Source organism: Microbulbifer sp. ABE4_465 (assembly GCF_056160765.1).
In genome coordinates this window covers 55,342-77,442 of sequence record NZ_JBSWXV010000012.1, presented here as the reverse complement: position 1 = coordinate 77,442, position 22,101 = coordinate 55,342, and the positions used below count along the sequence as shown (strand labels likewise).

The 22,101-nt window shown below is 59.7% G+C and carries 20 protein-coding genes; 8 read left to right on the top strand and 12 right to left on the bottom strand.

Going from position 1 to position 22,101, the window contains the following annotated elements:
- Positions 1 to 3: 3 nt before the first annotated feature.
- The 4 genes from lspA to murJ all read right to left on the bottom strand — a co-directional run bounded on the left by lspA (position 4) and on the right by murJ (position 6,033).
- A complete protein-coding gene (gene lspA / locus ACXAG1_RS16030) occupies positions 4 to 522 on the bottom strand; it encodes a signal peptidase II (protein WP_475090611.1) in 519 nt (172 codons plus the stop codon).
- Positions 515 to 3,319, bottom strand: a complete 2,805-nt coding sequence (gene ileS / locus ACXAG1_RS16025; protein WP_475120240.1) for an isoleucine--tRNA ligase — start codon at positions 3,317 to 3,319, stop codon at positions 515 to 517. Before ileS ends, lspA begins: the two co-directional genes overlap by 8 nt.
- Before the next feature lie 97 nt (positions 3,320 to 3,416).
- Positions 3,417 to 4,394, bottom strand: a complete 978-nt coding sequence (ribF, locus tag ACXAG1_RS16020; RefSeq protein WP_475120239.1) for a bifunctional riboflavin kinase/FAD synthetase — start codon at positions 4,392 to 4,394, stop codon at positions 3,417 to 3,419.
- 85 nt (positions 4,395 to 4,479) lie between these two features.
- The gene (gene murJ, locus ACXAG1_RS16015) at positions 4,480 to 6,033 is read right to left on the bottom strand and encodes a murein biosynthesis integral membrane protein MurJ (protein ID WP_475120254.1); all 1,554 of its coding nucleotides are present in this window, start codon (positions 6,031 to 6,033) and stop codon (positions 4,480 to 4,482) included.
- Positions 6,034 to 6,322: 289 nt separating this feature from the next.
- On the opposite strand from murJ, the gene ACXAG1_RS16010 reads away from it, so the two are divergent.
- The 5 genes from ACXAG1_RS16010 (at position 6,323) to rpsT (ending at position 10,966) form a co-directional block, all read left to right on the top strand.
- Positions 6,323 to 6,463, top strand: coding sequence for a hypothetical protein (locus tag ACXAG1_RS16010; RefSeq protein ID WP_475090614.1), 141 nt, complete (start codon positions 6,323 to 6,325; stop codon positions 6,461 to 6,463).
- 198 nt (positions 6,464 to 6,661) lie between these two features.
- On the top strand, positions 6,662 to 7,372 hold the full coding sequence (locus ACXAG1_RS16005; protein ID WP_475120238.1) for an OmpA family protein: 711 nt from the start codon (positions 6,662 to 6,664) through the stop codon (positions 7,370 to 7,372).
- A gap of 278 nt (positions 7,373 to 7,650) precedes the next feature.
- Positions 7,651 to 8,343 carry a proteobacterial dedicated sortase system response regulator gene (gene pdsR, locus ACXAG1_RS16000; RefSeq protein WP_475120237.1) on the top strand — a complete coding sequence of 231 codons (693 nt, stop codon included), beginning with the start codon at positions 7,651 to 7,653 and terminating at the stop codon, positions 8,341 to 8,343.
- A 23-nt stretch (positions 8,344 to 8,366) separates the two neighbouring features.
- Entirely contained in the window at positions 8,367 to 10,427 is a 2,061-nt protein-coding gene (locus tag ACXAG1_RS15995) for an ATP-binding protein (protein WP_475120236.1), read from the top strand.
- A gap of 272 nt (positions 10,428 to 10,699) precedes the next feature.
- Entirely contained in the window at positions 10,700 to 10,966 is a 267-nt protein-coding gene (rpsT, locus tag ACXAG1_RS15990) for a 30S ribosomal protein S20 (RefSeq protein WP_043320846.1), read from the top strand.
- Positions 10,967 to 11,184: 218 nt separating this feature from the next.
- On the opposite strand, the gene proB is transcribed toward rpsT, so the two are convergent.
- The 4 genes from proB to rplU form a co-directional block, all read right to left on the bottom strand.
- Positions 11,185 to 12,318, bottom strand: coding sequence for a glutamate 5-kinase (gene proB / locus ACXAG1_RS15985; protein WP_475120235.1), 1,134 nt, complete (start codon positions 12,316 to 12,318; stop codon positions 11,185 to 11,187).
- A gap of 73 nt (positions 12,319 to 12,391) precedes the next feature.
- Positions 12,392 to 13,597, bottom strand: coding sequence for an Obg family GTPase CgtA (cgtA, locus tag ACXAG1_RS15980; protein ID WP_475120234.1), 1,206 nt, complete (start codon positions 13,595 to 13,597; stop codon positions 12,392 to 12,394).
- 102 nt (positions 13,598 to 13,699) lie between these two features.
- Positions 13,700 to 13,957 carry a 50S ribosomal protein L27 gene (rpmA, locus tag ACXAG1_RS15975; protein WP_010132157.1) on the bottom strand — a complete coding sequence of 86 codons (258 nt, stop codon included), beginning with the start codon at positions 13,955 to 13,957 and terminating at the stop codon, positions 13,700 to 13,702.
- Between the two features lie 31 nt (positions 13,958 to 13,988).
- Positions 13,989 to 14,300 (bottom strand): 50S ribosomal protein L21, encoded by a 312-nt coding sequence (rplU, locus tag ACXAG1_RS15970; RefSeq protein ID WP_010132159.1) that lies wholly within the window; start codon positions 14,298 to 14,300, stop codon positions 13,989 to 13,991.
- Positions 14,301 to 14,669: 369 nt separating this feature from the next.
- On the opposite strand from rplU, the gene ispB reads away from it, so the two are divergent.
- Positions 14,670 to 15,632, top strand: coding sequence for an octaprenyl diphosphate synthase (gene ispB, locus ACXAG1_RS15965; RefSeq protein ID WP_475090622.1), 963 nt, complete (start codon positions 14,670 to 14,672; stop codon positions 15,630 to 15,632).
- Positions 15,633 to 16,055: 423 nt separating this feature from the next.
- Here ispB and ACXAG1_RS15960 read toward each other — a convergent pair whose 3' ends face one another.
- Together ACXAG1_RS15960 and galU are read right to left on the bottom strand one after the other, a co-directional pair.
- On the bottom strand, positions 16,056 to 17,405 hold the full coding sequence (locus ACXAG1_RS15960) for a phosphohexomutase domain-containing protein (RefSeq protein WP_475120233.1): 1,350 nt from the start codon (positions 17,403 to 17,405) through the stop codon (positions 16,056 to 16,058).
- The gene (galU, locus tag ACXAG1_RS15955) at positions 17,406 to 18,242 is read right to left on the bottom strand and encodes a UTP--glucose-1-phosphate uridylyltransferase GalU (RefSeq protein WP_475090626.1); all 837 of its coding nucleotides are present in this window, start codon (positions 18,240 to 18,242) and stop codon (positions 17,406 to 17,408) included.
- A gap of 298 nt (positions 18,243 to 18,540) precedes the next feature.
- Here galU and fabA point away from each other — a divergent pair, with 298 nt between their 5' ends.
- Positions 18,541 to 19,065, top strand: coding sequence for a 3-hydroxyacyl-[acyl-carrier-protein] dehydratase FabA (gene fabA / locus ACXAG1_RS15950; RefSeq protein WP_105103213.1), 525 nt, complete (start codon positions 18,541 to 18,543; stop codon positions 19,063 to 19,065).
- A gap of 76 nt (positions 19,066 to 19,141) precedes the next feature.
- Positions 19,142 to 20,365 (top strand): beta-ketoacyl-ACP synthase I, encoded by a 1,224-nt coding sequence (gene fabB, locus ACXAG1_RS15945; protein WP_475090628.1) that lies wholly within the window; start codon positions 19,142 to 19,144, stop codon positions 20,363 to 20,365.
- A 95-nt stretch (positions 20,366 to 20,460) separates the two neighbouring features.
- On the opposite strand, the gene ACXAG1_RS15940 is transcribed toward fabB, so the two are convergent.
- Together ACXAG1_RS15940 and ssb are read right to left on the bottom strand one after the other, a co-directional pair.
- A complete protein-coding gene (locus ACXAG1_RS15940; RefSeq protein WP_475090629.1) occupies positions 20,461 to 21,309 on the bottom strand; it encodes a sugar nucleotide-binding protein in 849 nt (282 codons plus the stop codon).
- A 16-nt stretch (positions 21,310 to 21,325) separates the two neighbouring features.
- The gene (ssb, locus tag ACXAG1_RS15935) at positions 21,326 to 21,895 is read right to left on the bottom strand and encodes a single-stranded DNA-binding protein (RefSeq protein ID WP_475090631.1); all 570 of its coding nucleotides are present in this window, start codon (positions 21,893 to 21,895) and stop codon (positions 21,326 to 21,328) included.
- Between the last annotated feature and the right edge of the window lie 206 nt (positions 21,896 to 22,101).

Genomic DNA, 22,101 nt, shown 5'->3' with positions numbered 1-22,101 from the left:
TTTTTACACTTCTGCGCTGCTTTTGCCGGGCTCTTCGCTTTTGTCTTTGAAGAACAGCAATTCAATCACGAGCATGGCAGCGCCGACGGAAATGGCCATATCCGCCACGTTAAATACAGGGAAATGCCAGTTGCCGTAGTAGACGGAAATAAAGTCACGCACATAGCCCAGTAGCATGCGATCCCACAGATTACCGAGGGCGCCGCCGAGGATCAGTGCCAATGCAGTGGGCTCCCAGCGCTTGGCCAGGGGTAACTTCTTGATCCAGACAATAACTACCACGCTGAAGATCAGCGCTACAGCGCCAAAGAACCAGCGCTGCCAGCCGCCCGCATCGGCGAGGAAGCTGAACGCAGCACCGTAGTTTTCGGCGTAGGTGAATTGCAGCAGGCCTGGAATGATCTGCATCGCCGGGCCGTACATAAAGCGCTCTACCGCCCACACCTTGGTGGCGATATCGATCACAATCACCACCAGCGCCAGCAGGTACCAGCGCCATGGGGAGCGCAGAGCCTTAAGCATAGTGACGCACCTCGCCATCACCGCTGACGTTTTCCACACAGCGGCCACACAGTTCTGGATGTTCGCTGTTACTGCCCACGTCTTCACGGTAGTGCCAGCAACGGCCGCACTTGGGTGCATCTACCTTGTGCACTGCAACGCGCAGTCCGGCCAGCTCGGTTTCCTCTGCGCCGGCGGCGTCCGACAGCGGCTGCACGGAAGTGGAAGAGCAGATCAATACAAAGCGCAGCTCGTCCTTCAGTGCATCCAGTTTCTGTTGCAGGGCCGGATCCGCGAACAGGGTGACGGAGGCTTGCAGAGAGCCACCAATATTGCCAGCACCGCGCTGTTCTTCGAGCACCTTGTTCACCGCGGTTTTCACATCGGCGATGGCATCCCAGAACTCGCTGTCCATTTCCGCGTTCTGCGGCAATTCGGGGAATTCGTGCCATTCGGCCAGCAGTACACTGTCTTCTTTTTTACCGGGCACGAACTGCCACAGCTCTTCGGCGGTGAAGCTGAGGATCGGAGCGACCCAGCGCACGAACCCGTGCATGATGTGGAACAGCGCAGTCTGCGCGGAGCGGCGCGCAACACTGTCCGCCTTGGTGGTGTACTGGCGGTCCTTGATGATATCCAGATAGAAACCGCCCATTTCTACCACACAGAAGTTGTGCAACTTCTGGTAGATCTGGTGGAACTGGTAGCGATCGTAGGCCGCAATGATTTCTTCCTGCAGTTTGGCCGCCTGCTCGATGGCCCAGCGGTCCAGTGCCAGCAGTTCGTCTACCGGCAACAGGTCTTTGGCGGGATCGAAGCCGGCCAGGTTGGACAGGAAGAAACGCGCGGTGTTGCGCAGGCGTCGGTAAGAATCCGCGGTGCGCTTCAGGATCTCGTCGGATACCGCCATCTCGCCACTGAAGTCGGTGGCGGAAACCCACAGGCGCAGCACGTCCGCACCCAGTTTGTTGATCACGTCCTGGGGCGCCACGGTGTTGCCGATGGACTTGGACATTTTGCGGCCCTGGGCATCCACAGTGAAACCGTGGGTGAGTACCTGTTTGTAGGGCGCGCAGTCGTTGATGGCGATGGAGGTTTTCAGAGAGGATTGGAACCAGCCACGATGCTGGTCGGAACCTTCCAGGTAGAGATCCGCGGGGAAGCGCAGGCCTTCGCGGCGCTCTAGCACCGCGTGGTGGGTTACACCGGAATCGAACCATACGTCCAGGGTGTCGGTGACTTTCTGGTAGTTGTCCGCGTCGTCGCCCAGCAGTTCTTTGGCGTCCAGATCGAACCAGACATCCATACCGCCCTGCTCCACCTTCTGCGCGACTTTCTCCATCAGCGCCGGCGTATCCGGGTGGATTTCCTGGGTCTCTTTATGGACGAACAGCGCGATGGGCACACCCCAGGTCCGCTGACGGGAGATACACCAGTCCGGGCTGGCGTCCAGCATGGAGTCGATGCGGGCCTTGCCCCAGCCGGGGATCCACTGTACTTCGTCCGCGGCCTTTTGCGCGTGCTCCAGCAGGTCATTCTGCTGCATGCTCACAAACCACTGAGGGGTGGCGCGGTAGATCAACGGCGTTTTGGTTCGCCAGCAGTGCGGGTAGCTGTGCACCAGTTTGTCTTCATGCAACAGCACGCTTTTTTCTTTCAGCAGCTCGACAATCTTGCCGTCCACCTTGTACACGTGCTCGCCGGCGAAGACCGGTACGTTATCCCGGAACAGACCGTTGTCATCGACATAGTTCAGGGTCTCAATGCCGTAGCGCTTGCCCACGTTGAAGTCATCGGGGCCGTGGTCCGGCGCGGTGTGTACACAGCCGGTACCGGCGTCGGTGGTAACGTGGTCGCCGAGGATGATGGGCAGCTGCTTGTCGTAGAAGGGGTGTTTGACCTTCAGGTGCTCAAGCGCAGCGCCCTGAATACGGCCGACAACGTCGCCGCTCAGGCCTGCCGCTTCCAATACCGCATCTTTCAGCTCTGTCGCAACCAGCAGACGCTCGTCGCCCACCTGCACCACGACGTACTCAAGATCCGCATTGACGGAAACCGCCTGGGAGGACGGCAGGGTCCAGGGAGTAGTGGTCCAGATCACCACAGAGAGCTTGCCGTCACCGGCGTGGCCACCGGCCGCATCGGCAATGGCCAGCGCAGTTTCATCGGTGGCCGGGTATTTCACGTAGATGGAGAAGGAGGTCTTGTCCTGATACTCCACTTCCGCTTCCGCCAGCGCTGAGCCGCCCACCACACTCCAGTACACCGGCTTGAAGCCGCGGGACAGATGACCATTTTTCACCACGCCGCCGAGGGCGCGGATGATGTCCGCTTCAAACTCGAAATCCATGGTGCGGTAGGGGTTGTCCCACTCGCCGAACACGCCCAGGCGAATAAAGTCTTTCTTCTGACCTTCCACCTGTTTGGCGGCATACTCCCGACATTTCTGGCGGAAAGTTTTGTGGTCCACCTTGACGCCGGCTTTGCCGACTTTCTGCTCGACTTTGTGTTCGATAGGCAGGCCGTGGCAGTCCCAGCCGGGCACGTAGGGAGCGTCGAAGCCGCTCAGAGTTTTCGATTTGACGATGATGTCTTTCAGAATTTTGTTGACCGAGTGCCCGATATGAATATCCCCGTTGGCGTAGGGAGGGCCATCGTGCAGGATAAATTGTTCACGACCGGCACGGGCTTCACGAATTTTTTCGTAGAGCTTTCCTTCCTGCCATTTTTTCAGAATCTCCGGCTCCCGATTGGGCAGATTGCCACGCATGGGGAAGTCGGTTTGAGGAAGATTCAGGGTCGCTTTGTAGTCGGTCATTGGCTATCTACTTCAGTTGTAGCTCAGGAGTTTTGCATCGTCAGATTGCGACAGATGCGAAGGGTCAATTGTTTCGCTGGTTCTGATTCGCCCAGGTTTAAATTGCTGGGCGGTGCGCAAACCAGTCTTTCGCGTTTTCGATATCTTCGGCGATTTTCTGTTTAAGAATATTCAGGGACTCAAACTTTTCTTCATCGCGCAGTTTGTGGCAGAAGGTCACGGCAATTTCACGGCCATACAGGTCGCCACTGAAATCAAACAGGTGCACTTCCAACAATGGTTTAGCACCCTCGCCCTCTACCGTTGGGCGAAAACCCACATTGGCAACACCGGCGACCTCCATGCAGCTACCACTCATGGGGCTGCCGTTAGTGCGCTTGGCGGTGACGGTATACACCCCCACCAGCGGCGAACGGTAGCGATGCAGCCGCACATTGGCGGTAGGTGCACCCAGTTGCCGGCCAAGGGCGCGGCCGCGGGCGACCAGGCCAGTGATCCGGTAAGGCTTGCCCAGCAACTGCTCGGCCAGCTCAAAATCTGCATTTTGCAACGCGTCGCGAATGCGCGTGCTGCTCACCCGCTCGCCGGCGATTTCCAGGGTCGCGGTGTCTTCGACGGTAAAGCCCGCTTTCGCACCCGCCTTGTGCAGCTGCGTATAGTCACCACTGCGATCGCAGCCAAAACGAAAATCGTCGCCCACCACAAGATGGCGCACGCCGAGGCCATCAACCAGCACCTGCTGGATAAACGCTTCGGCACTCAGGCTGCGCAGGCGCTCGTTAAATTGCAGGCACAATACCCGGTCCACGCCGGCATCGAACAGGGCCAGCACCTTCTCTTTGAAGCGCATCAGCCGCGCCGGCGCTTTTTCTCCGGAGAAGTACTCGTGGGGCTGCGGCTCAAAAACGATGGCCACTGAGGGCAGCCTGTGTTCAGCCGCCCGCGCGCGCAGCTGGGTAATAATGGCCTGATGGCCCAGATGCACCCCGTCGAATGAACCGATGGTGGCCACGCAGCCCCGATGGTGCGGCCGCAGGTTGTGCAGCCCGCGTATCAGCTCCCGTTGCTCGGTCACAGTGCTTCCACCACCTTAAGTCGCCATTGCAAAATCAAGCGGCGCAGTATACCGGATTTCCATGGCATCTGGGCACCGCCCGCACTCACGACGTCGCCCGGAAATGCCGCGGTCGCAGGCCACTGGCCAGCAAGATCAACCCGTAGGTGGCGCCGCCAGCGGCCACCACCACGCCCATGCGCCAGGCACGCTCCCACCAGACCCAAAGATGCCAATCCGGCCAGTAATGCAAAATGCCCAGCAACACACCAGCCATGGCCAGATTGGCCAGCAACAGGCGAACCAGAAACCCGCGCCAACCGGCTTCCGGCGTATACACACCACCCTGGCGGAGACCGCGATAGAGCAGGAAGGCATTGATGGCAGCCTGGCCGGCAGTGGCCGCGGCAAGGCCCATATGGCCGAGCTTGAAGTAAATATGCAGAGGGATCACGAACAACAGGCTCAGCACCATTTTTGAGGCAATGGCGATCAGACCAAATTTCACCGGAGTTACCGTGTCCTGGCGGGCGAAATAGCCCGGTGCGAGCACCTTGATCAGCATGAAAAACAGCAAGCCGAAGGTATAGGCGCGCAGTGACCAGGCAGCCATATCCATATCCCACGGAGTCATATTGCCGTGCTGGAACAACACTGTAAGTAGCGGCTCCGCAAGTACAAACAGAGCGACCGCCGCGGGCAGAGCAATCAGAGTAACGCTGCGCAGGGCCCAGTCGATGGTGTGGCGGAATTTTTTCGGGTCGCCACCGGCGTGCTGGCGGGACAGGTTGGGCAATATCACAGTGGCGACCGCCACCCCGAACACCCCCAGGGGCAACTCGACCAGGCGATCGGAGAAATACAGCCAGGTTACGGAGCCAGTGGGCAGGAAGGAAGCCAGCACCGTATCCAGCACCAGGCTGATCTGGGTGACGGACACGCCAAAGATCGCAGGCGCCATCAAGCGCAGGATTTTGCGCACCCCCGGATACTGCCAGTCCCACTTGGGCCGTGGCAGTAACCCCTGCTGCACTAGGAACGGAATCTGAAACAGCAGTTGCACCACCCCGGCAACCAGCACCCCCCAGGCGAGCGCCATCACCTCGGGCTCAAACCAGCCGGCAGCGATGGTGGCCGCACCAATCAACACCAGATTCAGCAGAATTGGGGTCAATGCGGGAATCGCGAAGCGGTCGAAACTGTTCAACATGGCGCCGGCAAAGCCGGTCAGCGAAATCAGCATCAGATAGGGGAAGGTGATGCGCAGCATCTCGGTGGCCAGGGCAAACTTTGCCGGCTCGCTGCCGCCCCACCACCAGCCAAAGGCAAAGAGCCCGGCCACCAGTGGCGCACACAGCACGCCGAACAGAGTCACCAGCAACAGGGTACCACCGAGGGCACCGGCCACCCGGTCATTCAGTTCGCGCACCGCGGCAATGCCACCCTTTGTACGATATTCCGCCAGCACAGGAACGAAGGCCTGCGAGAAGGCACCCTCGGCAAATAGCCGGCGGAAGAAATTGGGGATTTTAAACGCCACGAAAAATGCGTCCGCGGCATCACTGGCGCCGGTGAGTCGTGCAAAGACGATATCTCGCGCCAGCCCCATTACCCGCGACAATAAAGTGGCACCACCCACTACCGAGGTTCCGCGCAACAACCCCCGTTGCGGACTATCTTTTGGAGCCTGCGGTGCCTGCTCGGAAGATTCCGGCTGCGGATTAGGCGTCTGGTTTGGCGAAGTTCCTGCCACTTCCCTGATTCCTGATTTGTGATCGCTACATAATGGCCGGCAAGTCTACCGCAATCCACTTTCTCGGCCATCTGGTCTGAGACGGTAACCCCTCTTTCATTCCAAAAGGCGCCCTACGTTTGGCGCGAGGGGGAACTATACTCAGGTTAAGCAGTTGGCGCGCTACAGGGAGCGGTAGCAACAAAGGAGAGACGGAATGACCATCAACGCGTTAATTATCGCACTGATCCTGGCGGTACTACTGTACGCCGCAGTCGCCATGGGCCCTCGCCCCCAGCGGGTACGGGTGCGCATCGACCAGCCACGGGATCGGCGCTACCGGCGACGCGGAGACTGAGACAGCCCTCAAATCCAGACGCTGAACTAAGTCACGGGGGGCATTGCCACATTTCGCCATAATTGCTGCGGAATTTGCCCCAGAGGCGCCACGTCAGTGCCTCCTTGCGGGATTTAAATGACACTCAACCGAAGCGGGAAACACACCCGGTCGGAAACAAAGAGCAGTCATTTCTATCCAATCGCAAGGAACACGATCATGAAAAAGTTGTTGATGGCAGTAACCGTAAGCACTCTGACCCTGAATGCTATTGCTTCCGCCGAGGCCGCTACTGACACCGAGAAAGAATTACAGGGCTCTGCCCTGACTCCGGCCAAGCAGGCCACAGTATTTACCGGCGCCGCAGTTGCGGGCGCCGCCGTGGGTGGCCCGATCGGCTTCATTGCCGGCGCCCTCGGTGGAGCCTGGCTGGGCGAACAGATCAAGCAAGCAGAAGAGGCAGACATGCTCGCAACTCAACTCACAGATAGCCGTACCGAACTGGGTAACCTCGCACAACAGCTGGATGCGGCGCGACTGTCCGCCAACGACGCCCGGGAGCTGGCACTGGAGAGCCTGGAATTCCAGATGCTGTTCACTACCGGTGATGACGAGCTGCAGGAGGCGCAGGAGCAGCAGGTGGCCGCCATGGCAGACTTCCTCAATCGCAACCCGCAGTTGCAGGTATACCTGGAAGGTCATTCTGACCCGCGCGGCAGCGACGGCTACAACAATGTACTTTCAGACCAGCGCGCCCTGAGCGTCCAGCGCTCCCTGGAAGCCTATGGCGTCGCTCCCGAGCGCATCGAACGCCGCGCCCTTGGCGCCAGCCAGTCCAAAGCCGGCAAAGGTGATCTCGACGCCTACGCGATGGAGCGTCGTGTCGACATCCACTTCGGAATGCCAGAGGCTGTAGCCGGCTCATTCTAACCCCCCCCGAACCGACCATTCGACCTCTCGGTCCCTTGAATAGTCGCCGGTTACCGCTCTACAAAAGCGGTAACCGGCTCACCGGGCAACTCAAGTGCAACCCTGTAAGCAGTAACCTTGCGCGCAGCGCCACTGGCTGCGCGCTTTTTTGTGTTGAACCCGCGACGATCAAGCAACGGCCTCCAGTTACTTTTGCCTGCTCCACGCACTTCGGGCATGATTTTCCGCATCCCATACGAATAACCGTTTTTCTCCGCCGGAAATCAGAATAAAGCCCCATGAGCAGCCCCACCATTGCCATCGTCGAAGACGAAATCGCCATCGCAGAAAATTACCGCGACGCCCTGCGCCGCAGCGGTTACCAGGTCAACCTGTACCACACGCGCCCGGATGCCCTGGCCGCCTTCCAGCAACGACTGCCGGATCTTGCGGTGATTGATGTGGGGCTCGGTGCGGAAATCGAGGGCGGTTTCGAACTTTGCCGGGAACTGCGCGCCATGGCGCCGACGCTGCCGATTCTGTTTTTGACCGCGCGGGATTCAGAGCTGGATATCATTTCGGGTCTGCGTCTCGGCGCCGACGACTACCTCACTAAAGATATTTCGCTGCCCCATATGCAGGCACGCATCAGCGCCCTGCTGCGCCGGGTGAGCGTCATGCAGTCGAAAAGTGGCGACGAGGAAATCATTACCCAGGGCGACCTGGAACTGGACGTTTCGCGACTGCACTGCCACTGGAAGGGCGAGCCGGTAGACCTCACGGTAACGGAATTCTGGATTGTGCACGCACTGGCCAAGCGCCCCGGCCACGTCAAATCCCGCAGTCAGTTGATGGAAGCCGCGCGGGTGGTACTGGACGACAACACCATCACCTCCCACGTGAAACGCATCCGCCGTAAATTCCAGACCATCGACAGCAGCTTTGACGCCATCAGCACTGCCTATGGCATGGGCTATCGCTGGCAGGTATAAAAAGTCATGGGTTCCCCCAAGAAATGAAGCTTCGCAGCCAACTGGTTTTACTGAGCCTGTGTACGCTCGCCCTGCCCTGGGCGGGGTGCCAGTACCTGCGCCAGGTGGACGGAGCACTGAGCCAGGGGCAGATGCAGACACTGGAGGCGACGGGCAATGCCATCGCCGCGCGTCTCGCCAGCGCACCGGAACTGATTGCACCGGACTCCAGGCGCACCGGTCGCCCCCCGGGTGCACAGCTGTACCTGAACCCACTCGAACAGACACCGGTTCTCGACGGCTACGGCGAAGAGTGGCGCGCACGCGGACTAAGCCCCAGGGTGCTGAAGGACCAACAGGGCAAAGCGCAGGCACGTATCACCCTCGGCAGGCGCGGCAGCCAGGTCTACGTGCTACTTACCGCCAAAGACAAAACCCCCAGCTACCGGGACCCTCGTGTTGCGGCGATCTCCAGCGGCGATACCGTCGAACTGTTTACCGCACGGCAGCAATACACCCTGCCGGTGGCCAGCCAAGGGCCGGTGCAGGCCATGTGGTACAACCCGCGGCGCGGGAAGTACGAGCGAGAACTGCGCATCCGCGGCCGCTGGACCGCCTCGCCGCGGGGCTACCAGCTGGAGCTGGCCATGCCGTTTGCCCTTACCGATGGAGAGCTGGCGATTCGGGTACTGGATCGAGAGCGCAGTGACGGCGGCACACCGGCACGCACCGCCAGCACCCTGCCCGCCGACGGCCGACCGGGCACTCTGGTAGAACCTTTACCCGCGCTGCAACAGGAGCTCGAGCACTTCGCACGGCCGGAACTACAACTGACGGTTGTCGATCAGGAGGGGTTTGTACTGGCTCGCACCGGTCGCGACTGGCACTCCCGGGAAGCCGGTGACGGCGACAGCCAGGGCCACAACTGGTTAAGGGACTGGTTCTACCGGCAGGTGCTCGCCACCGCCCAGTTGCCGCCACTGCCCGACAGCCACTTCCCAGCGGTGTTGACGCAGAACAGGGAAACCAGCAGCCAGTGGTTCGGGGCTCCCTCCGATTATCGGAGCGCCGCCAGCGACGAACGTATCGGCGCGGTGAGCGTGCCGGTCGTTACCCGCGCGGACAATATTATCGAGCGGCCACTACTGGGCCGGGTAATCACCGCCCAGTCCACTAGCGCCCTGCAGTCCCTCACCGAATCCGCCGCACGCCGGCTGTGGCTGACCACCGCGGGCGCCGCGGGGCTGGTGTTACTGCTCCTGCTGGGCTATGCCAGCTGGCTGTCCTGGCGCATCCGCAAACTACACAAGGCGGCGCAAACCGCCGTCGACTCCAGCGGGCGCCTGCGCGGCGGCTTTCCCAAACCAATTCTCAACGACGAGCTGGGCGCACTGAATCGCGCTTTCGCCAGTCTGTTAAGCGAGTTGGATCACTACCACCAGTATCTGCGCAGTCTTGCCAGCAAACTCTCCCACGAGCTGCGCACGCCCCTGGCAGTGATGCGCTCCTCTCTGGACAACCTGGGCGCCGGCGAACTGGATGCAGACAGCCGGCGCTACGCCGAGCGCGCCGCCGAGGGTGGCGCGCGCCTGTCCTCCATCCTCAACGCCTTGTCTGCCGCCAATCACCTGGAAGCGAGTATCAGCCAGGCGGACCGGGAAGAGTTTGACCTGCACGACTTGCTGCAACTACTCACTCAGAGCTACGCCGGCGCACACCCACAGCACCGCTTTACCCTGCAAAGCCCGGACGGCCCGCAACTCTATTACGGCGCCCCCGAGTTGCTGGCGCAGTTACTGGACAAGCTCGCCGATAATGCGGTGAGCTTTGCCCCGGAAGACAGCGAAATCCGCTTTGGACTGGAAGCCACCGCCAGGGCCTACCGTCTCAGCGTCAGCAACGACGGCCCGCTACTGCCGGAAGGATTCGGGCAGAAGCTGTTTGACTCACTGGTGTCGGTGCGCAACGACGGCGGCAAGGCGGGGCATTTGGGACTGGGTTTACATATCGCGCGCTTGATCGCGGATTTCCACCAGGGGGAGCTACAGGCAGCCAACCGGGAAGACGGGTGCGGCGTCGTGTTTACGCTTTTACTGCCCCGCTAGCAATCGATTCGCAGCGCTTCTCGTCCCTCCAATTCCGTCATTCCGGGCTTGACCCGGAATCCGGTGCCACGACGCTGGATGCCGGATCAAGTCCGGCATGACGGGGTTTTACATCAGGCAAACCATCGAGGCGTATCCACCCCCGCCTAGGTGGTCACAAACTGACACCCCAAGCGGTTGACAAACAACCAACGCTGGGGATAATGTCGCGTCCCAAACGGGCCCCCGGCCCGATTGTTCGAGATTTTACAGATTCCAGACAGGAGCAACCGGTGGCCAACTCACCCCAAGCGAAGAAACGCGCGCGCCAGAACGAAAAGCGCCGCAATCACAACGCCAGCCTGCGCTCCATGGTGCGCACCTACATCAAAAAGGTAGTTGCGGCCATTGATGCAGGTGATGCGGAAAAAGCCAAGACTGCCTACGAGGCTGCTGTGCCGGTTATCGACCGCATGGCTGACAAGGGCATTATTCACAAGAACAAGGCCGCTCGCCATAAGAGCCGCCTGAATGCCCAGATCAAGAAGCTGGCTGCCTAAGCCGCCGCTTTTTGAGCACAAAAAACCCCGCTAATGCGGGGTTTTTTATTGCCGGAAAGAAACTACCAGCAGCCGACGAGAAGGTTTCGATACCGGTTAAAGCCTTGCGAGACCTTCGAAAACAGGGATGTTTTCGCAGAGCCCCCAGGGATGGGTGCACGGCGTGTCTCGCAAGGCTTTAACCGGTAGCGGAACCGCCAAAATATCCAGAAGAAAACCTAAAGAAGAATCAGGTTGTCGCGGTGGATCAGCTCGTCGTCGTCGCGATAGCCGAGCAGCTCGACGATGCGGTCAGAGGGTTGACCACAGATTTTTACCGCCTCGGAACTGTCGTAATTCACCAGCCCGCGGGCAATCTCTTCCCCTGCACTATTCACACAGCTGACCAGCTCACCGCGGTGGAAGCGGCCTTCAAGCTCCACAACACCCACCGGCAGCAGACTCTTACCCTGATCGCGCAGCGCCCGCTCGGCACCCGCATCCAGCACCAGCTTGCCGCGCACCTGCAACTGCCCCGCCAGCCAGCGCTTGCGCGCTGTCAGCAGATCGGCCTCCGGCAGCAGCAGCGTGCCCAGATCCTCCCCCGCCGCCACACGCTCAATCACCGACTCGGCAGTGCCGCCCACAATCACCGTACGGGCACCGGAGCGCGCCGCCAGCTGCGCCGCGCGCACCTTGGTCGACATACCGCCGCGGCCAAGACCGCTGCGGGAATCGCCCGCCATGGCCACCAGGCGCGGATCCGTCGCTGTCGCCTCACGCACCAGCTCGGCAGCGGGGTTATCGCGGGGATCTTCGGTAAACAGGCCATCGGCATCGGTGAGAATTAACAGCACGTCCGCCTCCACCAGATTGGCCACCAGCGCACCCAGGGTGTCGTTGTCGCCAAAGCGGATCTCGTCGGTCACCACCGTGTCGTTTTCATTGATGATGGGCACCGCGCCGAGAGACAGCAATGTCTTGATGGTGCTGCGGGCATTCAGGTAGCGGGTGCGATTGGAGAGGTCGTCGTGATCGAGAAGAATCTGCGCGGTGCGGCAGTCGAACTGGCCAAAGGCGTGCTCGTAGACCTGCACCAGATGGCTCTGACCGACGGCAGCCGCCGCCTGCAATTGATGAATGGACTCCGGGCGCTTGCGCCAACCCAATCGATCCATCCCCGCCGCCACAGCCCCGGAGGAAACCAGCAATACTTCGATGCCCTGACGACGCAGGGCGCTGATCTGGCCGGCCCAGTTCTGAATGGCGGCGCGGTTTACGCCGCGGCCGTTGTCGGTCAACAGGGCACTGCCAATTTTTACGACCCAGCGCTTGCTGGCGGCAAGCTGCTGGCGCGGCGAGATGGAGTCCATTTCTTCCTCGTGTGGGGATATGCCCCTGCGGTCAAATCCTCACACAGGATTTTGCGCTGCAGGGGCAGACTACTTAGGGACGATATTCTACATCGACGTCGTAGTCATCGTCGTCCCAATCTTCGTCATCCTCACCAGATTCTTTCGCCGCTTTGCGCTTGGCACGCTGGGCCTCGCGCAGGTGGTCGATGCGTTCGCGGGCTTCCCGCTGCATCTGGCGCTGGGCTTCCTGCTCGGCCTCGAACAGCTCGCCGTCGCGCTCCTCCTGCTCCTTGACATCTTCCAGGTAGTCCATCAGCTGACCGGACAGCACATCGGTACCTTCGCCGCGAATCGCCGCCACACGGAATACCGGACCCTGCCAGCCCAGCGCATTGACGACCGACTGGCAGCGCTCTTCCAGCTCGTCCGCCGGCACCAGGTCGGTCTTGTTCAGCACCAGCCAGCGCTCGCGCCCGGCCAGGGTCGGACTGAAAGCTTCCAGCTCGCGCTCGATCGCCAGGGCGTTCTGCACGGGATCGGAGCCGTCGAACGGCGCCAGATCCACCAGGTGCAGCAGCACGCGACAGCGGGTCAAGTGCTTGAGGAAGCGGATACCGAGGCCGGCACCTTCCGCGGCACCCTCGATCAGACCGGGAATATCGGCAATCACAAAGCTGCGGTATTTCTGCACCTTCACCACGCCCAGATTCGGCACCAGAGTAGTAAACGGGTAGTTGGCAACCTTGGGCTTGGCCGCAGACACCGCGCGAATAAAGGTGGACTTGCCCGCATTAGGCAAACCGAGCATGCCCACATCCGCCAGCACCTTCAGCTCCAGCTTGATATTGCGGCGCTCACCTTCGCTGCCCGGCGTGGTCTGGCGCGGGGCGCGGTTGGTACTGGATTTGAAGCGGGTGTTGCCGAGGCCGTGCCAGCCGCCCTGGGCCACCAGCAGCTTCTCACCGGGTTCCAGCAGGTCGCCGAGGGTCTCGCCGGTGTCCACGTCGATGGCGGTAGTGCCCACAGGCACCTTGAGCACCAGCTCTTCGCCCTTGGCACCGGTACAGTTGCGGCCGCGACCGGCCTCGCCGTTCTGGGCCTGATAGTTGGGCTGGTAGCGGTAATCCACCAGAGTATTCAGTGACTCATCGGCCACCAGATATACGGAGCCGCCGTCGCCGCCGTCACCCCCATCGGGGCCGCCTTTGGCGACAAACTTCTCACGACGGAAGCTCAAGCACCCTTTACCGCCGTTGCCGGCCTGCACCGTAATCGGCGCCTCATCTACAAATTTCATGTCTCTACTTACCGGGTTGTCCGGTCTTCAGTGTAATTTGCGGCTGATCAATACAAAAAAGCCCCGCGAATGCGGGGCTTTTCGATCGGGCGTTATGACCGCTTAGGCTGTTTCGATGGAAACAAACTTGCGGTTGTTGGCGCCTTTCACCTCAAACTTCACAACGCCATCGGCAGTTGCGAACAGGGTGTGATCTTTGCCCATACCAACGTTTACGCCAGCGTGGAACTTGGTGCCGCGTTGACGAACGATGATGCTGCCTGCGGAAACCGCTTGGCCGCCAAAGCGCTTAACGCCCAGGCGTTTACTTTCGGAATCGCGACCGTTGCGCGTACTACCGCCAGCTTTCTTATGTGCCATGAGTAGTTACTCCTCTTCTATTACCTGGTGATTAGCCTTTGATGCCAGTGATTTTAACTTCGGTGTACCACTGACGGTGGCCCTGACGCTTCATGGAATGCTTACGACGACGGAACTTGATGATCCGTACTTTTTCGCCGCGGCCGTGGCTCAGCACTTCTGCAGTCACCTTGGCACCTTCCACTACCGGCGCACCGATGTTGATGGTGTCACCGTTCACTACCATCAGAACCTTGTCGAAATCGACAGATTCGCCAGTAGCGACTTCAATTTTTTCCAGGCGCAGTACTTCGCCTTCTTCTACACGGTGTTGTTTGCCACCGCTTTCGATAACAGCGTACATATTTCTATGCTCCAAAATGGACGACACGAAGCAGCGGCCTGGTCAGGTTAAAAATGACCGGTCAGCCAGCATTTTGGGAGCTTGCGCCGTTGATGTTGAAAACTTCTTTTCCCTTCGCCCGGTACCCATAGCCTGTATCCACAGACAAGGCACCCGGTTCGAGCGGGGCGCAGATTCTAATCAATTCGTCCGATTGATACAATAGTGCGTTTTTCGGACAGGCGGGCTTTGTGGCCCTCGTTCAAGCTCGCAGTCCCCAAGCGAACAACCTGCCTTTCCGACCGCGGCCAAAACGGCTAGTCTTGCCGCCGAGAGAAATGATCAGCGCATAGATAAGTAATCGATAAGTACCCTAGTAAGGACCCCTGCATGTTGCCCTTCCACCAGGTAGCCGCCGACGATTTTGCGGCCGTCAACCAACATATCATTGACCAGCTGCACTCCGACGTTCCTCTGGTGGAGAGCATCGGACACTATCTGGTCGAGGCGGGCGGCAAGCGCCTGCGGCCTCTATTAGTTCTGCTGTGCAGCCGCGCGGCGGGCTACCAGGGCAGCAGCCATATCACCCTGGCCGCGATCATCGAGTTTATCCACACCGCGACCCTGCTCCACGACGATGTGGTGGACACCTCGGACATGCGCCGCGGCCGCATCACCGCTAATGCCCAGTGGGGCAATGCGCCGGCGGTGCTGGTGGGGGACTTCCTCTACTCTCGCGCCTTCCAGATGATGGTGGCGTTAAAGGATATGGACATCATGTCCATCCTATCCGACACCACCAACACCATCGCCGAGGGTGAGGTGCAGCAACTGGTGAACGCTGGCGATCCCGCGGTCAGCGAAGAAAACTACCTGACGGTTATCCACAAGAAGACCGGCGCCCTGTTCGAGGCCGCCTGTGAGACCGCGGCAGTACTGGCCGGCTGTACTGACGACGAACGGGAATCCCTGAAACTGTACGGCCGCCACCTGGGTTCCGCGTTCCAGCTGGTGGACGATGCGCTGGATTACCGGGGCAATTCCGAGGAGCTGGGCAAGAATGTGGGCGATGACCTGGCCGAGGGCAAACCGACTCTGCCGCTGATCTACGCGATGGCCAATGGCTCTGCGGAACAGGCGGCACTGGTAAGGGAAGCCATTGAACAGAAGAGTTCAGAGAAGCTCACCGAGATCGTTGCCGCCATCGAGAGCTGCGGCGCCCTGGATTACACCTTTGATCGCGCGAAGAACGAAGTCGCGCTTGCTCTGGAGAAGCTGGAGTTTTTGCCGGACGGTGAATACAAGACTGCGCTTCGGCAGCTGGCAGAGTTTTCGATTCAGCGGACCACTTAACAAAAAGCCCCTGAGTTATTTCGGGGCTTTCTTGGTTTTAGAGGCTTTAATTTCTTGAGGTGGCGGCGGGGCACCGGGGTAAAGGTTTCGAAACCGAGCTAGGCGCCCCCCTGTGAATACATCCCTGTCGCCGACGCTTTCGAAACCTTTCCCCCGGCACCCCGCCTTCGCACTTAACTGTTGCGCTTCGATTCCTTTGCTCTATACGAAACGAAGTAAAAGATTTCACGCTAAGGCTCTGATACCGGGTACGACTTTGCGAGACCTTCCGCGAGAGGGACCTCGCGGAAGAGCCCCCAGGGATGGGTTCACGGCGTGTCTCGCAAAGTCGTACCCGGTAGCAGAGCCGCCACTAGCCTCAACTACGGAGCTCGATAGAACCCAACGACGAGCGCCGAAAACACATCTCTACGAAGCAAATAACTACCCGCGAATCAGGCCGAGTAACTCCTCGGTCTTGGCCTTCATCAACGCCTCATCCCCACGGGATTCAACGTTCAGACGCACAACCGGCTCAGTGTTGGACATACGCAGGTTGAATCGCCAATCGTCGAATGCAACGCTCAGGCCGTCCACGTGTTCGACACTATTGGCGCCGCCCGCGTATTTTTCTTCCGCCGCTTTCAGCAGCGCTTTGGGATCTTCCACTTTGGAATTGATCTCGCCACTGCAAGGGAAAGCAGCCATGCGCTCACCCACCAGCTGGGACAGGGACTTGCCGCTGCGGCTTACCAGCTCGGCCACCAGCAGCCAAGGGATCATACCGCTGTCGCAGTAGGCAAAGTCGCGGAAATAGTGGTGTGCGCTCATCTCGCCGCCGTAAATAGCGTCTTCCTTGCGCATGCGCTCCTTAATAAACGCGTGACCAGTTTTACTCTGCACCGGCTCGCCGCCGGCCGCCTTTACGATGTCTTCGGTATTCCAGGTCAGACGCGGATCGTGTACCACGTTCGCACCCGGGTGCTTGCTCAGGAAGGCCTCCGCCAGCAGGCCGACAACGTAGTAACCTTCAATAAAGTTGCCACTTTCATCAAAGAAGAAACAACGGTCGAAGTCGCCGTCCCAGGCGATACCGAAATCCGCACCGCTTTCACGCACCGCGGCCGCAGTGGACTCGCGGTTTTCCGGCAGGATCGGGTTGGGGATACCGTTGGGGAAATTGCCATCGGGCTCGTGGTGTACCCGCACAAACTCAAACGGCAGGTGTGGAGCCAGTGCATCGACCACGCTACCGGCACCGCCGTTGCCGGCGTTGACCACCAGTTTCAGCGGCTTCAATTCAGCAACATCCACATAACCGAGCAGGTGTTCCACGAAGTCGTCGCGGTGCGCAAAGGTGTGCAGCTCACCGCGCTTTTCCACTTCGCCGAAGTTGTTGTCTTCGGCGAGCTTTTTGATATCCAGCAGGCCGGTGTCGCCACTGATCGGGCGGGAGCCGGCGCGCACGAACTTCATGCCGTTGTAGTCCATGGGGTTGTGGCTGGCGGTCACGCAGATGCCGCCATCAAAGTCGCCATGGAAGGTAGAAAAATAAATCTCTTCGGTACCGCATTCACCGATGTGGTAAACGTCGGCGCCGGCATCGCGCAGGCCATTGGCCAGGGCATCGGTCAGTTCGCTACTGGTCAGACGGATATCGTGACCAACCACGACGCGGCGGGCGTCGAGGAATTGCGCGAAGGCGCGACCTACTCGATAAGCGACATCCGTGTTCAGCTCATACGGCACGCGGCCGCGCAGGTCATAGGCTTTAAAACAGGTTAACTCAGACATTCAGCCACTCTCCCCGGGCAGATAGATATTTTGATATACATGGTTGGTGGCTTCGATAAAGCCATCCACCGAGCCGCAGTCAAAACGGCGGCCTTTAAAACGGTATGCAAGAACGCAACCACGTTTGGCCTGCGTCAGCAGCGCATCGGTGATCTGCACCTCGCCGTTTTTGCCCGGCGGCGTTTCACGAATCAGATCGAAGATATCCGGGGTCAGCACATAGCGGCCAATAATCGCCATATTGCTCGGCGCATCTTCGGCCTTGGGTTTTTCCACCATGTCGGTGACCTGGTAGAGGCCGGGCTTGATTTCGTTGCCGGCAATCACACCGAACTTGTGGATATGCTCCTTGGGCACTTCCTCGACCGCTACGATACTGCAACGGAACTGCTTGTACAGCTGCACCATCTGGCCCAGTACACCGAGCTCCTCATTCAGGCACAGGTCATCTGCCAGCACCACGCCGAAGGGCTCATCGCCAATCAGCCGCTGCCCCTGCAGGATGGCGTCCCCGAGGCCGCGCATTTCGCCCTGGCGGGTGTAGGAGAAGCTGGCGCTGTCGATCACCTGGCGCACACAATCCAGATAGCGCTCTTTACCGGTTCCGGCAATCTGGTGTTCCAGCTCAAAGTTGGTATCGAAATGGTCTTCGATGGCGCGCTTGCCGCGACCGGTCACAAAGCCGATTTCAGTCAACCCCGCCTCAATGGCTTCCTCGACTCCGTATTGCACCAGGGGCTTGTTGACCAGAGGCAACATTTCCTTGGGCATGGCCTTGGTGGCGGGTAAAAAGCGGGTACCGTAGCCGGCAACCGGGAAAAGACATTTTTTGAGCATGACACTCCCTTCATTAATATTCGTGCCTGGGAACCTGTGGCAGCATCTGGCCATTTCCCGAAACGCCGAAAGTTATCACAATTCTGTTGCAACATTCAGGTGCAATATCCCGCCAGCTCGCATCCGGCAGCGTGGCCGGGCAATCTGGCAAGATGTCCGGAGTTTCAAGCCACAGATGGCTGGTCAAGGGCTAATTGGGACAGTTCCGGTCACAAAAAGGGTTATGACCGACTGGACAAGGACGCCTTAGCGCTTAGAATGCCGGCTCGTGTAAGAAATACCCAGAATCGGGGACCCAATGAGTAATTTCGTTCAAAAAAGCAGCTACACCCGTGAAGAACTCCTGGCCTGTGGCCGGGGCGAAATGTTCGGCCCGGGCAACGCCCAGCTGCCAGCTCCCAACATGCTGATGCTGGATCGCATTACGCACATTGCCAAAGACGGCGGTGAATTCGGCAAAGGGGAGCTGATCGCCGAACTGGATATCACGCCGGACCTGTGGTTCTTTGACTGCCACTTCCCCGGCGACCCGGTCATGCCCGGCTGCCTCGGCCTCGATGCCATGTGGCAGCTGCTCGGTTACTTTTTGGCCTGGAAAGGCAACCCCGGCCGCGGACGCGCCCTGGGCTGTGGCGAGGTGAAGTTCACCGGCCAGATCCTGCCGACCAACAAAAAAGTGACTTACCATATCCAGATGAGCCGTCTGGTTGAACGCAAGCTGGTGATGGGTATCGGCAACGGCTCCGTTTCCGTCGATGGCCGTGAGATTTACACCGCCAAAGACCTGCGTGTGGGCCTGTTCACCCGCACCGACAACTTCTGATCCGATCGGCGGTCAAACGACCGCCTGTCACATAAAACAATAACAATTTACACAACAAGTTTTACTGGAGATCACTATGCGCCGGGTAGTCATTACCGGAATGGGCATCACTTCCTGCATCGGTAACAACACGACAGAAGTGCTGGCCTCCCTGAAAGCCGGCCGCAGCGGCATCCGCACCATGGATGAGTACGCCGAGCTGGGTCTGCGCAGCCAGATCGCCGGTGTGGTCGATATCGACTTCAAAGAGCATATCGACCGCAAGCACCTGCGGTTTATGGGCGATTCCGCCGCCTATGCGTACATTTCCATGGCGGAAGCCATCGCAATGTCCGGTCTGGAAGAATCCGACGTTTCCAATCCGCGCACCGGTCTGGTGATGGGCTCCGGTGGTACTTCCACCGCTGCCATTATCGAATCCGCCAACATCCTGAAAACCAAGGGTGTGCGCCGCGTAGGTGCCTACCGGGTACCTCAGGTGATGGGCAGTACCGTGTCCGCGTGTCTGGCCACCCCCTTCAAGATCAAAGGCGTCAACTACTCCATCTCCTCCGCCTGTGCTACCTCCGCACACTGTATCGGCAACGGTGCGGAGCTGATCCAGATGGGCAAGCAGGACGTGGTCTTTGCCGGTGGCGGTGAGGAGCTGGCCTGGAGCCTGACCCATCTGTTCGATGCCATGGGCGCCCTGTCCTCCAAGTACAACGATGCCCCCACTACCGCATCCCGCCCCTACGACGCCAATCGCGACGGCTTTGTCATCGCCGGCGGCGGCGGCTGTGTGGTGCTGGAAGAGTACGAACACGCCAAGGCCCGCGGTGCCAACATCATCGCTGAGCTGGTGGGCTACGGCGCCACTTCTGACGGTTACGACATGGTCGCACCGAGCGGTGAGGGCGCGGCGCGCTGCATGCAGCAGGCACTGGCGGGTATGGACGGCAAGGGCCTGGAAGGCGATGTGGACTACATCAACACCCACGGCACTTCCACCCCGGTGGGCGACGTGGCCGAGTTGCGCGCGATGAAGGAAGTATTCGGTGACAAGGTACCGGCATTTGCCTCCACCAAGTCCCTGACCGGCCACTCCCTGGGCGCCGCTGGCGTACAGGAAGCCATCTACTCCCTGCTGATGATGCAGAACGACTTTATCGCCGCCTCCGCCAATGTGGAGACTGTGGATGAAGCGGCGGAAGGCCTGGATCTGGTGACCGAGCTGCGGGAGACCAAAGTCGATCGCGCGCTGTCGAACTCTTTCGGCTTTGGCGGCACCAACGCCAGCCTGATCTTCGACAAGATCTGATTGCGCTGCCGGGCACTGTCCGGCAAGCAGAACGAAAAAGGGCGAATCCCGTGGGATTCGCCCTTTTTCGTGTTGAAACTCAGCAATCAGTCCGGTCAGATCGCGCTCTTCTGCAACCGCTCGAGCCACAACTCCACCTGACGGGTCAGCCCCTGGCGCCAGCTGCGCTGCTGGATGCCGAACACATCGCGCAGTCGCTCGCAGGAAAGTACCGACGAGCGGTCTTCCTCATCTGGCTCCAGAGTAACCAGTTCCGCGGCAAAGTCCTCCCCGTACAGGGAGCGCACCCGGTCCACCACCTCACGGCCGAAATCCATGGCGGTGCAGGTATCGGCGGAGCCGTAGTGATACAAACCGGATTTAGGGGCGCCGCTGGCCAGCTGCTGGGTAACCGCGACGGCAACCCGCACCAGATCCGACACAGTCACCGGGTTGCCGCGACTCACATCGTCTAGTGATACCGCGCGCCCATCCAGCAGACTGCGCAGTATCCGTCCGAGCAGCGCATCCTCACTGCGATCCACCTGCCAGCCAAGGCGCAGCACACTGGCATTATCCACGCCGGACAGGATCTGCTCGCAAGCGAGCCAGTCTTTACCGCGCTCGGACAGAGGGCCGGGCTCAGACTCCTCATCAATTTTTTTGCCGCGAACGCGACCAAAAACACCGTAGGAAGAAAGATGCAGCACCGCATGACAGGGCTGATCCAACAGAGCTTCACACACCGCCTTGGCTTCGCCCATGCGGGCACCGCCAGCACAGCTGGCGGCATTCAGCACAATCGGCTTGGCGCCGGCGGTAAGACCGCCCGAAGCAAACTGTTCCGCCCCCAGCAGCTGCACCCGAAACCCCACCTTCTGCAGACCTTTCTGCAGGGCGCTATCCAGTGCGTTACCGGCTCCGATAACCGCCACCGTATCCGGTTTGTAGCCCGTATGCTGCATCGAAACTCAGCCTCGATTAGAACGGAATATCATCGTCGAAGCTGTTGTCAAAACCACCGGCTGGCGGCTGATTGGAAGGCTTGTTCTGCGGCTGGCCGCCTTGCTGCGCCGGGGCCATGGGAGACGGTGAGGAGCGGCCCTGGGAGTAGTCGTCCTGGTAGCCACCCTGATCCTGACCGTAGCCACCCTGGTTTTGTTGCTGCTGGTAACCACCACCCTGATTCTGCTGGTAACCACCTTCGCCACGGCTGTCGAGCATCTGCATTTCAGCGGCAACAATCTCGGTGGTGTAACGATCCTGGCCGGAGTTCTTGTCCTGCCATTTGCGGGTACGCAGAGAGCCTTCCAGATACACTTTGCTGCCTTTACGCAGGTATTCACCGGCAATTTCCGCAAGGCGGTTGAAAAACACCACGCGGTGCCATTCGGTGCGCTCCTGCTGCTGGCCACTCTGTTTGTCCTTCCAGGTCTCGGAAGTGGCTACCGTGATATTGGTTACGGCTCCGCCGCTCGGCATGTAGCGGGTCTCCGGATCACCACCCAGGTTGCCCACCAGGATTACTTTGTTCACGCCTCTGGAAGCCATGTGCCTCTCCTCTCTGCCGCTCCCGAAATCACGGGAGCTCTCATGTTCAAGATAAAGTTAAAAATTCTGACGGAAAATCAGCGCTCTCAGGACTTTCAATAAGCCCCCTCTTTCGGAACCCTCGTCCGGGGCTCTGAGCGCAGCCAGCAGTGTATTTATATCCAGCAGGATACAACACTCGGCGGGGCGCCGTCACCGTCACCGCC

Coding starts and splice junctions, on each gene's coding strand:
- lspA (WP_475090611.1), bottom strand. CDS start 522: ATGCTTAAGGCTCTGCGCTCCCCATGGCGCTGGTACCTGCTGGCGCTG.
- ileS (WP_475120240.1), bottom strand. CDS start 3,319: ATGACCGACTACAAAGCGACCCTGAATCTTCCTCAAACCGACTTCCCC.
- ACXAG1_RS16010 (WP_475090614.1), top strand. CDS start 6,323: ATGACCATCAACGCGTTAATTATCGCACTGATCCTGGCGGTACTACTG.
- ACXAG1_RS16005 (WP_475120238.1), top strand. CDS start 6,662: ATGAAAAAGTTGTTGATGGCAGTAACCGTAAGCACTCTGACCCTGAAT.
- pdsR (WP_475120237.1), top strand. CDS start 7,651: ATGAGCAGCCCCACCATTGCCATCGTCGAAGACGAAATCGCCATCGCA.
- ACXAG1_RS15995 (WP_475120236.1), top strand. CDS start 8,367: ATGAAGCTTCGCAGCCAACTGGTTTTACTGAGCCTGTGTACGCTCGCC.
- proB (WP_475120235.1), bottom strand. CDS start 12,318: ATGGACTCCATCTCGCCGCGCCAGCAGCTTGCCGCCAGCAAGCGCTGG.
- cgtA (WP_475120234.1), bottom strand. CDS start 13,597: ATGAAATTTGTAGATGAGGCGCCGATTACGGTGCAGGCCGGCAACGGC.
- rpmA (WP_010132157.1), bottom strand. CDS start 13,957: ATGGCACATAAGAAAGCTGGCGGTAGTACGCGCAACGGTCGCGATTCC.
- rplU (WP_010132159.1), bottom strand. CDS start 14,300: ATGTACGCTGTTATCGAAAGCGGTGGCAAACAACACCGTGTAGAAGAA.
- ispB (WP_475090622.1), top strand. CDS start 14,670: ATGTTGCCCTTCCACCAGGTAGCCGCCGACGATTTTGCGGCCGTCAAC.
- ACXAG1_RS15960 (WP_475120233.1), bottom strand. CDS start 17,405: ATGTCTGAGTTAACCTGTTTTAAAGCCTATGACCTGCGCGGCCGCGTG.
- galU (WP_475090626.1), bottom strand. CDS start 18,242: ATGCTCAAAAAATGTCTTTTCCCGGTTGCCGGCTACGGTACCCGCTTT.
- fabA (WP_105103213.1), top strand. CDS start 18,541: ATGAGTAATTTCGTTCAAAAAAGCAGCTACACCCGTGAAGAACTCCTG.
- fabB (WP_475090628.1), top strand. CDS start 19,142: ATGCGCCGGGTAGTCATTACCGGAATGGGCATCACTTCCTGCATCGGT.
- ACXAG1_RS15940 (WP_475090629.1), bottom strand. CDS start 21,309: ATGCAGCATACGGGCTACAAACCGGATACGGTGGCGGTTATCGGAGCC.
- ssb (WP_475090631.1), bottom strand. CDS start 21,895: ATGGCTTCCAGAGGCGTGAACAAAGTAATCCTGGTGGGCAACCTGGGT.